Source organism: Acidimicrobiia bacterium (assembly GCA_036396535.1).
Classification (GTDB): Bacteria; Actinomycetota; Acidimicrobiia; order Spongiisociales; family UBA5794; genus DASWKR01.
In genome coordinates this window covers 26415-40072 of the sequence record DASWKR010000057.1, presented here as the reverse complement: position 1 = coordinate 40072, position 13658 = coordinate 26415, and the positions used below count along the sequence as shown (strand labels likewise).

Annotated in this window: 20 protein-coding genes; 15 read left to right on the top strand and 5 right to left on the bottom strand. The window is 67.7% G+C overall.

Annotated elements, in window-relative coordinates; genetic code table 11:
- The first annotated feature begins 21 nt into the window (after window positions 1–21).
- Entirely contained in the window at window positions 22–1827 is a 1806-nt protein-coding gene (locus tag VGC47_09975) for a SpoIIE family protein phosphatase (GenBank protein ID HEX9855632.1), read from the top strand.
- On the opposite strand, the gene VGC47_09970 is transcribed toward VGC47_09975, so the two are convergent.
- The 4 genes from VGC47_09970 to VGC47_09955 all read right to left on the bottom strand — a co-directional run bounded on the left by VGC47_09970 (window position 1768) and on the right by VGC47_09955 (window position 3767).
- A complete protein-coding gene (locus VGC47_09970; GenBank protein HEX9855631.1) occupies window positions 1768–2082 on the bottom strand; it encodes an STAS domain-containing protein in 315 nt (104 codons plus the stop codon). The genes VGC47_09975 and VGC47_09970 overlap by 60 nt on opposite strands.
- A 77-nt stretch (window positions 2083–2159) precedes the next feature.
- On the bottom strand, window positions 2160–2525 hold the full coding sequence (locus tag VGC47_09965) for an ATP-binding protein (protein HEX9855630.1): 366 nt from the start codon (window positions 2523–2525) through the stop codon (window positions 2160–2162).
- A 122-nt stretch (window positions 2526–2647) separates the two neighbouring features.
- A complete protein-coding gene (locus VGC47_09960) occupies window positions 2648–3397 on the bottom strand; it encodes a SigB/SigF/SigG family RNA polymerase sigma factor (protein ID HEX9855629.1) in 750 nt (249 codons plus the stop codon).
- Window positions 3390–3767 carry a hypothetical protein gene (locus tag VGC47_09955; GenBank protein HEX9855628.1) on the bottom strand — a complete coding sequence of 126 codons (378 nt, stop codon included), beginning with the start codon at window positions 3765–3767 and terminating at the stop codon, window positions 3390–3392. The genes VGC47_09960 and VGC47_09955 overlap by 8 nt, the downstream gene beginning before the upstream one ends.
- A 58-nt stretch (window positions 3768–3825) precedes the next feature.
- On the opposite strand from VGC47_09955, the gene VGC47_09950 reads away from it, so the two are divergent.
- The 4 genes from VGC47_09950 (at window position 3826) to VGC47_09935 (ending at window position 5319) form a co-directional block, all read left to right on the top strand.
- Window positions 3826–4197 carry a hypothetical protein gene (locus VGC47_09950; protein HEX9855627.1) on the top strand — a complete coding sequence of 124 codons (372 nt, stop codon included), beginning with the start codon at window positions 3826–3828 and terminating at the stop codon, window positions 4195–4197.
- Between the two features lie 217 nt (window positions 4198–4414).
- A complete protein-coding gene (locus VGC47_09945; protein HEX9855626.1) occupies window positions 4415–4633 on the top strand; it encodes a hypothetical protein in 219 nt (72 codons plus the stop codon).
- A complete protein-coding gene (locus tag VGC47_09940) occupies window positions 4626–5141 on the top strand; it encodes a DUF6328 family protein (GenBank protein ID HEX9855625.1) in 516 nt (171 codons plus the stop codon). Before VGC47_09945 ends, VGC47_09940 begins: the two co-directional genes overlap by 8 nt.
- Before the next feature lie 31 nt (window positions 5142–5172).
- Window positions 5173–5319 carry a hypothetical protein gene (locus tag VGC47_09935; protein ID HEX9855624.1) on the top strand — a complete coding sequence of 49 codons (147 nt, stop codon included), beginning with the start codon at window positions 5173–5175 and terminating at the stop codon, window positions 5317–5319.
- A gap of 124 nt (window positions 5320–5443) precedes the next feature.
- Here the strand turns inward: VGC47_09935 and VGC47_09930 are convergent, their stop codons facing one another.
- Window positions 5444–5992, bottom strand: a complete 549-nt coding sequence (locus tag VGC47_09930; protein ID HEX9855623.1) for a hypothetical protein — start codon at window positions 5990–5992, stop codon at window positions 5444–5446.
- A 609-nt stretch (window positions 5993–6601) separates the two neighbouring features.
- Between VGC47_09930 and VGC47_09925 the strand changes: the two genes are divergently transcribed.
- The 10 genes from VGC47_09925 to VGC47_09880 all read left to right on the top strand — a co-directional run bounded on the left by VGC47_09925 (window position 6602) and on the right by VGC47_09880 (window position 13562).
- Window positions 6602–6823, top strand: coding sequence for a helix-turn-helix domain-containing protein (locus VGC47_09925; GenBank protein ID HEX9855622.1), 222 nt, complete (start codon window positions 6602–6604; stop codon window positions 6821–6823).
- Window positions 6824–6980: 157 nt separating this feature from the next.
- Complete coding sequence (locus tag VGC47_09920) at window positions 6981–7667, top strand: hypothetical protein (protein HEX9855621.1); 687 nt, start codon at window positions 6981–6983, stop codon at window positions 7665–7667.
- Window positions 7660–8877: a hypothetical protein gene (locus VGC47_09915; protein HEX9855620.1), complete on the top strand. Its 1218-nt coding sequence runs from the start codon at window positions 7660–7662 to the stop codon at window positions 8875–8877. Before VGC47_09920 ends, VGC47_09915 begins: the two co-directional genes overlap by 8 nt.
- Complete coding sequence (locus tag VGC47_09910) at window positions 8874–10160, top strand: ATPase, T2SS/T4P/T4SS family (GenBank protein ID HEX9855619.1); 1287 nt, start codon at window positions 8874–8876, stop codon at window positions 10158–10160. The genes VGC47_09915 and VGC47_09910 overlap by 4 nt, the downstream gene beginning before the upstream one ends.
- Window positions 10157–11047 carry a type II secretion system F family protein gene (locus tag VGC47_09905; protein HEX9855618.1) on the top strand — a complete coding sequence of 297 codons (891 nt, stop codon included), beginning with the start codon at window positions 10157–10159 and terminating at the stop codon, window positions 11045–11047. Before VGC47_09910 ends, VGC47_09905 begins: the two co-directional genes overlap by 4 nt.
- Window positions 11047–12000 (top strand): type II secretion system F family protein, encoded by a 954-nt coding sequence (locus VGC47_09900; protein ID HEX9855617.1) that lies wholly within the window; start codon window positions 11047–11049, stop codon window positions 11998–12000. Before VGC47_09905 ends, VGC47_09900 begins: the two co-directional genes overlap by 1 nt.
- 92 nt (window positions 12001–12092) lie before the next feature.
- Window positions 12093–12266: a hypothetical protein gene (locus VGC47_09895; GenBank protein HEX9855616.1), complete on the top strand. Its 174-nt coding sequence runs from the start codon at window positions 12093–12095 to the stop codon at window positions 12264–12266.
- Window positions 12263–12676, top strand: coding sequence for a hypothetical protein (locus VGC47_09890; protein ID HEX9855615.1), 414 nt, complete (start codon window positions 12263–12265; stop codon window positions 12674–12676). The genes VGC47_09895 and VGC47_09890 overlap by 4 nt, the downstream gene beginning before the upstream one ends.
- Window positions 12673–13122 (top strand): hypothetical protein, encoded by a 450-nt coding sequence (locus VGC47_09885; protein HEX9855614.1) that lies wholly within the window; start codon window positions 12673–12675, stop codon window positions 13120–13122. The genes VGC47_09890 and VGC47_09885 overlap by 4 nt, the downstream gene beginning before the upstream one ends.
- Window positions 13122–13562 carry a pilus assembly protein TadG-related protein gene (locus tag VGC47_09880; protein ID HEX9855613.1) on the top strand — a complete coding sequence of 147 codons (441 nt, stop codon included), beginning with the start codon at window positions 13122–13124 and terminating at the stop codon, window positions 13560–13562. The genes VGC47_09885 and VGC47_09880 overlap by 1 nt, the downstream gene beginning before the upstream one ends.
- The last annotated feature ends 96 nt before the right edge of the window (window positions 13563–13658 follow it).

Sequence of the window (13658 nt, the reverse complement as noted above, 5' to 3'; positions counted from 1 at the left end):
GAACGGACGGTTGATTCGCCGATGACGCTGCTCCGGCCGACGCGTCGACGGCTGCGTATCGGGGGCGCGACCACCGTCGCTCCCTTCGCGGTTCTCGTCGTCGTCGGATTGGCGATCGCTCTGTTCGTCCTCGTCCGCGCCGCCGCGGGCCGCGTCACCGATGCCCGTGAGTCGTCCGAGGTGGCGATGGTCTCATCGTCCTCGATCGAGGTGCTCGCCACCGCCTATCGGGAGAGCGGGCTCGGGGCGTTGTTCTTGGTTTCCGGCGATTCCGCCATGCTCGAGGAGTACCGGGCGACGGCGTCGTCGACGGATGCCGCGGTGTCGGCTTTCCAGGAGGCGCGGGCGGAGGCGCCGCGTCGGGTGGCTGCCGTTTTCGACCAGGCATCCGGGGCGCTGGCGGCACTGCAGCAGATCCGTGCCAGCGTGTCTGTCCGCGACGCCGGCGACGACTCGAATCTCTACGCCGCCGTGGTGGCCCCGATGCGGGAAGCACTCGGAGAGGCGGCCTTCTTCACCCAGAACGCCTCGGATGCCGAGACGAGGCGAGCGATCGCCAGGCTGGTCGGCGTCGTCGATGCGCTGGCGGCTCGCCGAGACTTGATCGTCGAGTTGATCGCTCGCCGTGAGCCGCCGTCTCGGGAGGAGGAGACCCAGCTGATCCTCATCGGGCGCGACCTGGCGTTCAACCGGACCGAGGGCGCCGACCTGCTCGAGGGCGAGGCTCGTGACATGGTCGAGTCACTCGACGACTCGGACGCCGGCGGCGCCGCCGAGAGCGCGCTCCGGACGATCCTCGAGGACGCCCGTGCGGGCATCTTCATGACAAGCCACAGGGACTGGTTCGACGTGGCGACGGCGCAACTCGAAGAGGTCGTCGATGTGACCGCGGTACTCGGCGACGACATCGAGGAGCGTGCCGTCCAAGGCGTCCTGGGCAGCAGGCGGGCCGTCACCCTCACGAGTCTGCTGCTCGGCGGGCTGCTGGCTCTGTCCGTGCTGGCGGCGATCGGCGCCATCAACGCAACCCGAGGCCGCATCACTGCGCTGCACGAGCACGGAGAGCTCGTCGCAGGGCTGCTGCGCTGGTTCGGCACGGAGTCTCGACCAGCGATCGCCGGGATCGAGTCCGAGGTGCGATACGTGCCATCAGCAGCGTACGCCGGCGCCGGGGGAGACTGGTACGACCTGTTCATCGACGGTACCGGCGCCCTCGCCTTGGTGGTCGGCGACGTCGCGGGCCACGGCTCGCGAGCGGTCGCCCACATGGCCGAGACCCGCAACGTCCTCCGAGGCCTCGGTCAGGCCGCCATCGGTGGCCCTGCGAGGCAGCTCGAGCTCGTCGACCAGACGATCGAGCTGGCCGACCTCACGACACTCCTGTACGCGGTGCTTGCCGCCGATGGCGAGTCGCTGTTGTACAGCCGGGCAGGCCACCTGCCGGGCATCATTCGCAGGGCCGACGGCTCGACGGAGCTGCTCGGCGAAGGGTCCGATCCGCCGCTCGGGATCGGCTTCGAGGGGCCCCGGACTGAAGCGTCGGTGACGTTCGATCCCGGCGACCTGATCGTGCTCTTCACGGACGGCCTCGTCGAGGCACCCGGGTCGGATCTGCTCGAGTCCATCGAGGCGACGGCGGCCTTCATCGCCTCACATGGTGATGGGGACCTCGGAGCCCTGGCCGACGGGCTCGTTGCTCGTCGCCCTCATCGGGCGGACGAGGACGACCTCTCGCTCCTCATCGTGCGGCGAGACCAGGGGGCTCGCTCACTCCAGATCGAGCTTGTCCAACAACCCGGTGATCTCGAGGATTCGGGAGACCGCTGATGAGGGATTGCGGATCGTGAGCGTGCTCCCGGCGTCGGTCCAGCGCTGGTGAGCCTTCATGAGTACCCGCAGGCCGCTCGAGTCGAGAAACGTGACGTCGGCCATGTCGAGCAACGCGTCGCGGTCGCCGGCCTCCGCCGTCAGGGCGTCGATGGCGCCCTCGAACCCGTCTACCGCTGCGAGATCGATCTCACCCTCGACCTTGGCCACCGGGCGGTCGCCGAGCTGCTCGATGGAATAGGAGAATGTGGACACCGATTCCCTCGTCGATTGAGTGGCCTCGATTGCAGAGCGCGAGCGTAGCAACGACCCGAGATCAAGTCGCCGGGGGGCTACCCGGAGGCGTGGCACCGATCTCGATCCACCGACGCCCACACGGTCGTCCCGTCTCCTCGCTCGACTCCCCAGTCTGACGCGAGCTCGTCGACGATGACGAGGCCGAGACCCCCGTTCTCCGCGGCCGCAACACGCTCGAATCCCGTTCCTGCGTCCGTCACCGCGACATGGACTCGAGGTCCTTCGAAATCCACGACGACCTCGATCTCGTGGGCGCCGGCATGCCGAACGCTGTTGCTGACGAGTTCCGAGAGGATGAGGGCGACGTCGTCGAAGCATGATCCGAGCCGACCCCGCTCCGTCTCCATCCCGCGGCGCACCGCCGCAGGCGCGTACTCGTCCGCCGGGAGCTCAAGTCGCATTCCGTTCCTCGTCGTGCGTGGTCACCGCCTGGGGTCGTCACGCGGCCCCCGCCGATCATCGATCGTCGCGGGACCCGATGAGTCTCAGCCTCAGATACCCCGAACGGCGAAGGTGCAAACCCTCAGGCTCCGCCGCTCTCCGAGATGGCGTTTCGAAGGTCGTCCAGCGTTCGAGCCAGGATCCGCCCGACATGGACCTGTGAGACGCCGACGACGATGGCGATCTCGCTCTGGGTCTTCCCCTCGAAGAACCGGAGGTACAGGATCGTTCTCTCCCTGTCAGGCAGCCTCGTCAGGTGCTCCGAGAGTGTCGAGCGCTCACCTGCTCTCTCGAGAGCCGAGTCGACGTCACCGAGCACGTCGGCGAGCGTCGCGCTTCCCTCTTCGCCGACGGGGCTGTCGAGCGAGCCGGCTGTGAATGCGCTGCCGGCGTCGATCGCTTCGATGATCCTGTCCATGTCCTCGTCGAGCTCAGCTGCGATCTCCCTGATGGTGGGGGTTCGGGCGAGGCGCTGGGTCAGGGTGTCGATCGCCTTGCCGGTCTCGAGCCAGAGGTCGTGGAGGGAGCGGGGCACCCGAAGCGACCAGGCTTGGTCGCGGAGATGACGCTTCAACTCCCCGATGATGGTCCTGCCCGCGAACGTGGCGAACTTCACCCCCCGCTCGGCGTCGAAGCGGTCGATGGCGTTGAGCATCCCGAAGCGGGCGACTTGCTCGAGGTCGTCGAGTGGGACGCCGCGGCCCGTGAAGCGCTTCGCCAGGCTGCGGGCGAGCGGGTCGAACCTCTCGACGATGGCCCGCCTGGCGTCCTCCTCGTCGCGGCGCTCGAAGAGGGCGATGACGGTGTCCTCCTCGGGCCGGGGCTCAGCCATCGACACCGGGCTCCAAGGGAACGAAGACCTCGCCGACGAGCACCGTCGTTCCCGGGAACAGGGCCTCGACGATCGACAGGGGTCCGAAGTCGTCACCTTCAGCCGGATCGACCCATGGCCTGACCGCAAAGGCGGCGTTCGGTCCTCGCCAGGCGGTCACGTCGATGCGCTCGGCGCTCCCGCCGGAGATGAGCGCAGTGACGAGCTCGGAGACGGCGAGCTTGGCGTCCTCGATGGTCTCCTGGGTGTGGTCGCCGAGGTCGGTGCCGCGCAAGACAGCCGCCAGGAAGAGACGGGCGAGCCCGACCTGTTCCGGGCTCGCCGGAACGGTGATGTGGTAGGCGGTGTCTGGTCTGTGCGGCGTTGTCATGTGGTGTGCCGCCCCGACCAGGATCGGACGACGGCGCTCGCACCGTAGTATCCAGCGGGTGACAACCTCCTCGATCTCGGTGTCGGTTCCAGCCAATCGGGAGGCGCTCGCCGTCTTGCGGGTGGTTGCGTGCGGGGCGGCGACCCAGGCGGACATCCCTTACGACAGCGCAGAGGACGCCATGCTCGCAACGAACGAGATGGCCTCGTTGATGGTCGCGGCCGACACGAAGGCCAGGATCGAAGCCGGCTTCACCGTGGCCGCGGGCGAGGTGCACGTCGAGATGTCCATCGACCCGAGGGGCTCCGGCGCATGGCCCCCTGCCACCTGGGAGGGATCTCTCGAGCAGCGGGTGCTCGCAGCCGTCGCCGACGAGGTGGACGTCTCGGGACAGGGAGGGGTTCTCGCCCGGTACCGCGTCTCCGGCTGATTCGTCACGGAGCCCCTGGGGTCCGTTCTGGCGTACCCCTGACGCGTAGGTGCGATGCCGGGACGCCGGAACGGGGGGGCCGAGCCCCTGGGGTCCGTTCTGGCGTACCCCTGACGCGTATGTGCGATGCCGGGACGCCGGAAACGGGGTTTGCTTCGGTCTGAGATCTCGACGAATCGGGTATCGCTCCCTGTTTCACGAATGGAGGTGAGACCTGATGCAACCCATGATGCTCGATCCCCTTCCTGATCAGAACCAGGAAGCCGAGGACTTCGAGTGGCGTGACGGACGCCCCGCCTGGGTCGTGCTGCTCGTCATCGTCGCCATCGTCGCTCTTCTCGTCTTGCTCGCCGCCATCGGAGGTGGCGAGGAGTCGGCAGGTGACGGCGTCGTACCCACCACCGTGACGGAGACCGTTGGTACGGGGCTTGGCTGAGACAGCTGAAGTCCGGAACGGCGGAGAGGGCCTGTCGCAGAACGACGTCGACGATGCCTTCCGAGCGATCCTCGAAGGGTTGCGGACGACGTTGCCCGGTGTGCAGGTCCTCTTCGCCTTCCTCCTCACGCTCCCGTTTCAGCCGGCGTTCGGCGACCTTCGCGGTGTCGACCGGACGGCGTATTACGTTGCCTTCTTCGGCTCGGCCGTCTCGTCTGTGATCCTCATCGCGCCGAGCGTGCACCAGCGCGTCAGAGCCCCCATCTCCGGGGTGCGGCGCCGGTCGTCCGCGCACCTGCGTTTCACGGTCATGCTCACGATCGTCGGCTCGGTCATATTCGCGATCGCCCTCGCATCGGCCGTGTTCCTGGTGTCGACGCTGGTGTTCGCCGACGTCGCCGCGTCAGTTGCGACCGTTGTCGTCTCGCTCGGGATTGCCTGGTCGTGGTTCTACGTACCTGCCGTCACGTTCGAGCCGAACGGTTTACCGGGCTCTCGCGACGGGTAGGGACCTGCATCGACCGTGAGGAGAACCGAAAATGTGGATTGTCATCCTTTTGATCCTGGCTCTGCTGTTGGGCGGGGTTGGACTGGCAGTCGAGGCTCTGCGCTGGCTGCTCATCATCGCTCTCGTCATGCTCCTGCTCGGCGCGTTCAGTGGCTGGTCGGCCCGACGCAGGATCTGACGCACGAGGCCCGGTGGGTCGGCGGTTGCACTTCGGACGCTCTTCCTCTTGCTTGCTCAAAGGCGAGAGTTCTGGGGGGACCGCCGGCCCACCGCTCTGGCGTGTCATCACGCACATGACTGGTTCACGTTTCCCGTTCGACGACTGCCGCGATCTCCCTGATGGGGACGAACCAGGTCCGCGAGTCCGTCGTCACGAGCATCACGTGATCCTTCGTGACCGCCTCGATGCGCCCGGCGATCGACTCCTCGACCGAGTGCAGCACGATGTCGACGGGATGCTCGCTGAGTTCGATCTCCCTCAGCTTCGCCATGAACGACTCGGCGGCCATGGGCTCTCGCGAGCGGCCGCCGGCGGCGCTGCGTTCGACCACCTCCAGTGACACCGGGCCCTCCAGGTTGAGGTGCACCGAGTCCCCGATCCCCGTGGTGAGGCTCGCCAGCGATCCCTTGGCGTGACTCATGGTCCCCTGGTAGCGGTGCCAGCTCCCGACGACGGCTGCGACGACGTCGCCCCGCCCGAGCAGCTCGAATGCGACGTCAGCGAGGGATCGGGAACGCAGCGCCGCCTTGCGGGCGGCGTACTCGTCCTCCTCGGCCGTCCTCCGGAACTCGCCCGCCATCCGGTGCCGCAGCTCCTCGTCCAGCTCCTCGAATGGGTCGCCGGTCGTCACACGGCGATTGTCGCACCTGGAGCGAACGTGGGCCGTTCCGGCGCCCCTGCATCGCACATTTGCGACGGTGCGACGCATGAACGGCCGGCAGACCACTTGCGCAGAGTGAGAGAGAACTTTCCTCCACAACGCGCTATGTGCATGGTTGGCTACGCCCTGTGGGTGTGGTGCCCAGGCAGGACGTTTCGACGTCGAGTGAGGAAGCATGGCCTGGCGGGGGCCCTGTGGGACGATGCGAAACCCGCCGCTCGTTGCTCCCAAGCGTTCTGTGCGACGCAACGGGAGGAAGGGTGGCGTCCGGGTTCGAGGCCGCCAGGGGTCCGCGCCGCAAGCCGAAGTTCAAGCGCAACATCCGCGCCGGGTGGGACCCCCGCTGAGGCGGGGGGCCGCCTCCACCCCCGATCCTGCGTCCCTGCATCGCGTCGGTGCGACTGTGGGACGCCGGAATGCTGGGGCGGCGGTCTCGAGGTTCCTGCGTCCCTGCATCGCATGTGTGCGACGGTGGGACGCAAGAGCAGAGGGTGGGACGCGAAGAGTATCGTTAAATCTCGCCACAGCCCGTTCTCAATCGTGTACCATCCACAAAAGGGCGGCGAAGGAGGCTGGGCAGTGGCACGGAGCGAGGACTATCCACAAGTGCTCGACACCGCCATGGTCGCCGAGCTCCTGGGGATGAACGTCCAGGTGGTTCGCCGGATGGCGCGAGAAGGCTCGATCCCCGCATACCGGCTTCCGGGCGGCCGCTCCTTCCGCTTCTTCCGCGACGAGGTGCTCGAATGGCTGAAGGGCTTCCCCGTGAGCGAGCGGCTCGACCAGGACGTCGACACGTGACGGTGGCGGCCGACCACCGCAAGGCAATAAGATCCAGCAGGGCCTCACCCAGGCCGAACGAGCCGCCCGGCTGATCGCACTCATCATCGCACCGGGGGACTTCGACTGGGGGAGGTGACAGGGGATGACTCAGACTGCGCGACGGGCGGATCCACCGATGGAATCGCCGATCACGGAGCCGGTTCCGCGCCGACCGTTGCTCACGCAACTGTCGATCGGCCACGTGATCATGGTGCTTGCCGGGCTGCTGGCGTTCCTACTCGTCCTTGCCCTGCTGCGCGACAGATCCGAAGCGGCCCTCGTGGCGGTCGCCGCCCACGACATCCCGGCCGGGGCGAGCCTCGTGGCCGAGGATGTTCGCATGGTCGAGACGTCCGCCGACGACATCGCTCTCATCGATGCGCTGTTGAGCGATGCCGAAGTCGCCGAGGCCATCGAAGCCGGCAGAGTCGCCGGCGCCTCCATCCGTGGCGGTGATCCGATCCTCGCCACCGACCTGCGGGCCGCGCTCGGTGCCGAGGGGCTGAGGGCGATGGCCATCGAGCTCACATCAGGCCGGTCGGTGGGCGGCGACATAGACGTGGGCGATCAGGTCGACGTGGTCGTCGTTCGTGATGGCATTGCCTCGTATGTCGTCACGAACGTGGAGGTGATCGATGTCCTCTCGAGCGGCTCGTCCGTCGCTGCTTCATCGGATCTCATCGTCACCATCGCGGCCGACGGGCCGACCACCTTGCGCCTCGCCTCGGCTCTCACGGACGGTGAGATATACGTCGTGCGCGCCACGGGAGCGTCGCCGGCCGATCCGCTCGCCGTGTTCGACCCGAGATCCGGCGATGCGTGAGCCAACCGTCGTGCTCGCCCACTCGACACGCGAATGGGCCCAGGACCTGCACTTCTTCCTCATGGATCATGGCGGCGCCGTCGTGCGCGGCTACGTGGTCTCACCTGAGGACGCGATTGCGGAGCAGTACGACGCTCTGCTCGTCGACGACGTCACTTCGTTCCTCAGCCACAGGCTCGTCGCGGCGCTGCAACGGCGCGGGGCGCGTGTGATCGGCTTCTACGACGGCGCCGACACCGAGGGGGCCGGCAAGGCTCGCCTGCTCGACCTTGGCGTCGACGAGGCCGTCGCCGCGGACTCTCCGGCGGCCGAGATCCTCGAGATCGTGGTACGCCTCGTCGGTCCGGTCGTCACGGACGATGCGAAGCCGGCGAGCCCGGTCGACGCCTTTCGCGGGAGGCCGCCATCGGTTGTGGCAGATCACGACGCCGTCCCACATGGAGGCAACCGAGGGACCGTGGTTGCCGTTTCGGCAGCCACGGGAGGCAGCGGCGCCACGGAGATCGCGATCGCGCTGGCGGCGGCATTGCGTGACAACGAGGTTTCGACCGTCCTCGTCGACGCTGACGAGCAGGCACCGTCGATCGCACAGCGGCTCGGGCTCGGGCTCCACCCCAACATCCGATCTGCCGTTGACGCAGTCCTCCACAGGACGACTCAACTCGACGCGACGCTCCACCGCCTCACGTCGATCGGGATCGAGGTGCTGTGCGGGCTCCCCAACCCTCGCGACTGGTTCGAGCTCCGTCCCGGCGACGTCACCGAAGTCCTCGCCGAGCTCCGGGCGACGCGCGCCCAGGTCGTCGTGAACGTCGGATCGAGGATCGATGACCTGCCGGACCAGGGCGGCCCGGCGCGTTTCGGAGTCTCGCGGAGTCTCCTCGTTGCCGCAGACGTGATCGTCCTCGTCGGCTCGGCCTCGCCACTTGGCGCGGGTCGCATCATCGACTGGCTGGCGGACGGAAGACGTCTCATCGCCGGCAAGCCGCTGCATGTCGTCATCAACCAGCATTCTGGTGGCGCCTTCGCGGCTGGCGAGCTCGAGGCCGAGGTTCGTAAGGCCGTCTCGCCTCGGTCGGTGACGATGGTGCCTCACGACAGGCGTGTCGCTCGAGCCGCCTGGAGCGGTGATCCCGTCCCCAGAGGGCCGTTCACGAAGGCCGTCGCCAGGCTGGCTCGCGTCGCCGTCCCGATGGGGGTACGCCGGTGAGCCAGACGAGCGCCTATGAGCACATACGGCGAAGGGTCCTCGACAAGATCGATGCTGAGAAGCTCGACCCGCGGCTCGACGAGGGCCGCGTCCAGACCGTGATCTCGGAGGCAGTCGAGGCCTATCAGGCGATGGCCCATCAGGGCGCCGCCGGCATGAGAACACTGCGCGACCCTGCCGAGATGTCGCGCCGGGTGATTCGTTCCATCACCCAGCACGGTGCTCTCACCGAGCTGTTCGCTCGCGGGGAGATCGAGGAGATCTTCATCGAGGGAGACCGCGTCACCTACATCGACGGCGACGGGCGCCTGCAGTCTCTGACGACACCGACGACGAGCGAGGAGACGATGCAGGTGATCAGTCGGCTCCTGGGCGACACCGATCGCCATCTCGACACATCGAGCCCCATCGTTCAGGCGAGAGTGCTCGAAGACACCGCCCGGCTCACCGCGGTCATCCCGCCGATCTCGGACAAGATCTCCGCGACGATCCGTCGGTATGCGCTCCGGCGGGAGACGCTTCCCTACCTAGTCGAGCGCGGCTCGTTGTCGCCGCCGGCGGCGGGCTTTCTCTGGGCGGTCATGCAGGCATCGACGTCGGTGCTCGTGTCCGGTCCTCCGGGGGCCGGCAAGACGTCACTGCTGTCCGCTCTCCTCGATGCGACTCCTGCCAGCCATTGCGTCCGGTGCGTCGAGGAGGTGCGAGAGCTGCACGTGCCGCTCAGCCCGCACTCGTCCTACTACGAAGCGCGGCCCCCCGGTCTCGACGGCCGAGGCGAGATCTCGTTGCGCGCCCTCGTGAAGCTCGTATTGGCGATGCGGCCCGACCGCATCGTGGTCGGCGAAGTCCGCGGCGCCGAGGCCTTCGAGTTGACGAGGGCGTCCAACGCCGGTTGCGGATTCTGTTGCACCGTGCATGCGAATTCGGCGCGAGACGCGCTCAATGCGATCTCGAACGCGGCGCTCATGGCGGGAGAGAACGTCACGGAGCGCGTCGTCCGCAAGGTCTTTGCGAGCACGATCGACTTCGTCGTTCACCTCGACAGGGATGCGGTCGCCAGGAGTGACGGTCTGCGGCGCCAGACGACTGAGATCCTGGCAGTCACTCCGTCACTCACCGACGACTTCACCACGGAGCCGATCTTTCTCCGTGAGGCGCTCGGCAAGCCGTTCGCGTGGACGGGGAGCCTCCCACCCGTCGAAATTGCCGAGCGAATCGAGGCTGCGATCGGTGGGAATCACTCCTTGCGGGCGATATGCGACGGGACGGTGAACCCGCTGTGAGACTGCTCGCCGCCCTGTCCGCCGGGGTCTTCGCCTATCTCGCAGCGGGCTACATCACGGGGGTGGCACCAAGCCTGTCGTGGCGCACCTCCGGGTCTCGTGCCGTCGTGTCGAGCGGGCAGCTCTGGTTGCTCCAAGCCGGCTTGCAGATGTCGCCGGCCCGCTTCTGGGCGGCCTCCCTCGTGGTGGGCTTGGTCGGGCTTTTCGCCGGCGTCGCCATGAGTGGCACCGTTTGGGTGGCCCTTCCGCCGGCGATCTCCATGGCGGCCCTGCCACGCTGGTTCTACGCCCGACGGCGGCTTCGTAGGCTGGCCGAGACTCAGCAGGCATGGCCTGATGGCCTCCGCCATCTCGTTGGGTCCGTTCGCAGCGGCATGTCTCTTGCGGCGGCGCTCGACGAGCTCTCTCTCACCGGGCCGGACGGCCTTCGGGAGGCGTTCGCCAGATACCCGACGCTGGCTCGGGTCCTCGGCCCGACGGCGGCACTCGAGGCGGTACGCGACGAGCTGGCCGACCCGACGACCGACCGGATCGTCGAGGTGCTGCTGCTCGCATACCAGCGAGGCGGCTCGATCGTGCCGGAGATCCTCTACGACCTGGCTGAAGCCACGACCCGAGACCTCCGAACGCTCGAGGAGATCCGCTCGAATGCACTCGAACAGCGGATCAACGCCAGGATCGTGTTCGCCGTCCCGTGGTTCGTGCTGCTCCTGCTGACGGCGCGGCCCGGCCAGTATCGGGACTTCTATCGCAGCTCCCTCGGTCTCGTCGTCGTGGTCGTCGCCGGTGTGTTGAGCCTCGCCGGTGCCGTCTGGGTGGCGCGGCTCGGGCGGGAACCGGTCGAAGAGCGGGTCTTCGGGTCCGAGCCGGCTGAGATCGGGGTGTGATGTTCGGTCTACCCGTTCTGGCCGCCGCGCTCGCAGGAATCGCCGCCGCCTTGTTCGCCGGCTACATCGTCAGGCCGCAGGTGCGCCTGTCGGCCCGAGTGCGGCCGTACACGGCAGCCGCCAGATCGATGCTCGGGCGGAGCGTCGACGTCACTGCAGTCATGCCGAGCCGCGGAGGGGAGTCGACTGTGGCGCGGCTCTTCGCTCCGCCGCTCCTCTCTCTCGCCGACAAGCTCGGAAGGCTCATCGACGCAACGAGCGAGGACGGCGTCGCCAGACGGCTCCGACAAGCCGGCCTGCTCCAGAACGTCCCCGCCGCCACTCGGGTCCAGGAGTACAGAGTCAGGCAGCTGTTGCTCGCAGCGACGGGCGGATCAGTCGGATTCCTCGTGGCGATCGTCACGAGACGTTCAGCTGCATTGACGCTGCTCTCGTCCGTCATCGGTTTCGTCGGCGGGGCCGCCTACTGGCGCGGTAAGGTCGACGGTGCCATCGAAGACCGCAGCAACCGCATGCGGATCGAGCTCTACACCATCAACCAGCTGCTGGCGATGAGGATCCGTGTCGGGGGCGGGGTCGTTTCTGCAGTGCGCGGGCTCACCGAGCGGGGACATGGCGCCATCATCGACGAGCTCGGTGAAGCGTTGCGCCTCCATCAGAGCGGAATGCCCGCCGGCGCAGCGTTTCGCAGGATCGCAGCGTTGACACCCGAGCCGCACGCCAGGCGCTGCTATCAGGTGCTCGCCACCGCAGACGAGAGAGGATCCGACCTCGCCGGAGCCCTCCTGGCCCTGTCCGAGGACATTCGAGACGACAGGCAGGAGGCGATGCGCCGTCAGGCAACTCGGCGGCGTGCGGTGATGCTGATACCGATCATCGCCATCCTCGCCCCGATCCTGATCCTGTTCGTCGCCGCCCCGCTGCCGTGGATCGTCCTCAGAGGTCTGGGATGAGCCGCCCACGTGTTCGTGCGTCCCCTGGTCGCACATACGCGATGTGGGGACGCAGGAACGAGGGGTCCGTTGTTCGTGGGGAAGGAGAGACCATGAGTAAGGCATGGACGACGCTCGAATCCGAGAGCGGGTTCCAGACGGCCGAGGCTATCGGCATCGCCGCCGTCGGCTTGCTCGTACTCGTCGCCATCTGGGGCGTGCTCGAGGTGCTCGGCGTCGACGTCGTCAACTGGATCCGAGACACGTTCGGCGTACCGGGAGGTTGACGCTGCCCGCCGGGCGCGCCGAGGACGGGTTCGCCGCCATCCAGTGGGTGGTGATGATCTCGTTCGCCATGGTGCTGCTGCTGATGATCGCCAACGTGATCGCCTTCCAGTACGGGGGTGGTGCCATCCGCGCCGCCGTCGACGAGGGAGCCCGATGGGGTGCGGCGCTCGGTCGCACGGCAGACGAATGTGCCGAGCGAGCAGATCGCATCCTGCGCGGCGAGTCCGGCCTGCTGCGCGGCGGACTCGGGGAGTCGATCGTGGTCACGTGTGGGGACGCCGGGGGCGTGATGGTCGCCAGAGCGACCGGTCAATTCGATTGGTGGGTGGGTGGTCTTCCGAAGATCGACATCGACATCGAGGGCCGCTCCGTCGTCGAACGGCCGGTCGACGAACCGGCCTCGCCGTGAAGGCCGAACGTGGCGAACGTGGGTTCACCGCCGTCGAGTGGACGATCGGCCTCGGGCTTCTCCTCATGCCTGTCGCCATCCTCGTGCTCACGATCGGCACCTGGGGTGAGCGGACGAACGTCGCCCGGCTCATCGCCCAGGAGGCGGCCCGCGCCGTGGTGCTCGCAGACGATTGGCAGAGCGGGACAGGCGCCGCTCTCGCACTCGCCGACGAGATCGCCGCCAACCACGGCCTGGGCGAGATCGCCTGTGCCGGGGCCGGGTGCATGACCGTCTCGATCGCGGGCACCCTGGGGAACGAACTCGTCCGGGGCAATGAGGTGATCGTCACCGTCGCCGTCCCCATCCCCGCGGTCGCCATCCCACTCATCCCCGAGCGGTGGACGGAGATGACGTACACCGCAGAGCACACCGAGCGCGTCGACGATTTCAGGAGCCTTCCGTGATGGATCAAGATGGGTTCTCCTCGCCTGTGATGGTGCTTCTGTTGGCCATGATGGTCTTGTTCCTCGGTGGGATCTCTGTCGACCTGTGGCGCGTCCTGTCCGACCATCGCGAGGTCGCCGGGATCGTCGACGGAGCCGCCATCGCAGGAGCGACCGCCATCGACGCCGATGCCCTCTATGCGGACCTTCCGGCACGCCTCGACGCCTCGCTCGCCAGGGAGCGTGTCTGCTCCTACCTCGCCGAGCACGCCGGCGTCCCGGCAGGGCAGTGCCCCGGTCCGGACGTCGAGGTCGGCATCGCCACCGACACGGTGTTCGTCCGGTATCGACGGGACGTCCCGCTCACGTTGCTGAGGGCGGTCTCCGTGTTCGGAGGTGACGCCGATCCCATCCGGGTTTCCGCCGAGGCCGAGGTGACCTTGCTGCGCGGTGTGCCCTGAGCCCTACCCTTTGACGGCCCCCCGCCCGACCCCTACGCTCGCTGCGCAGCGGCGCAAAGGTTTGCACACCGGATGCCCGAGACACCAGGGATCGAG

Coding starts and splice junctions, on each gene's coding strand:
- VGC47_09975 (HEX9855632.1), top strand. CDS start 22: ATGACGCTGCTCCGGCCGACGCGTCGACGGCTGCGTATCGGGGGCGCG.
- VGC47_09965 (HEX9855630.1), bottom strand. CDS start 2,525: ATGCGACTTGAGCTCCCGGCGGACGAGTACGCGCCTGCGGCGGTGCGC.
- VGC47_09960 (HEX9855629.1), bottom strand. CDS start 3,397: ATGGCTGAGCCCCGGCCCGAGGAGGACACCGTCATCGCCCTCTTCGAG.
- VGC47_09955 (HEX9855628.1), bottom strand. CDS start 3,767: ATGACAACGCCGCACAGACCAGACACCGCCTACCACATCACCGTTCCG.
- VGC47_09945 (HEX9855626.1), top strand. CDS start 4,415: ATGCAACCCATGATGCTCGATCCCCTTCCTGATCAGAACCAGGAAGCC.
- VGC47_09935 (HEX9855624.1), top strand. CDS start 5,173: ATGTGGATTGTCATCCTTTTGATCCTGGCTCTGCTGTTGGGCGGGGTT.
- VGC47_09920 (HEX9855621.1), top strand. CDS start 6,981: ATGGAATCGCCGATCACGGAGCCGGTTCCGCGCCGACCGTTGCTCACG.
- VGC47_09915 (HEX9855620.1), top strand. CDS start 7,660: ATGCGTGAGCCAACCGTCGTGCTCGCCCACTCGACACGCGAATGGGCC.
- VGC47_09900 (HEX9855617.1), top strand. CDS start 11,047: ATGTTCGGTCTACCCGTTCTGGCCGCCGCGCTCGCAGGAATCGCCGCC.
- VGC47_09895 (HEX9855616.1), top strand. CDS start 12,093: ATGAGTAAGGCATGGACGACGCTCGAATCCGAGAGCGGGTTCCAGACG.
- VGC47_09880 (HEX9855613.1), top strand. CDS start 13,122: ATGGATCAAGATGGGTTCTCCTCGCCTGTGATGGTGCTTCTGTTGGCC.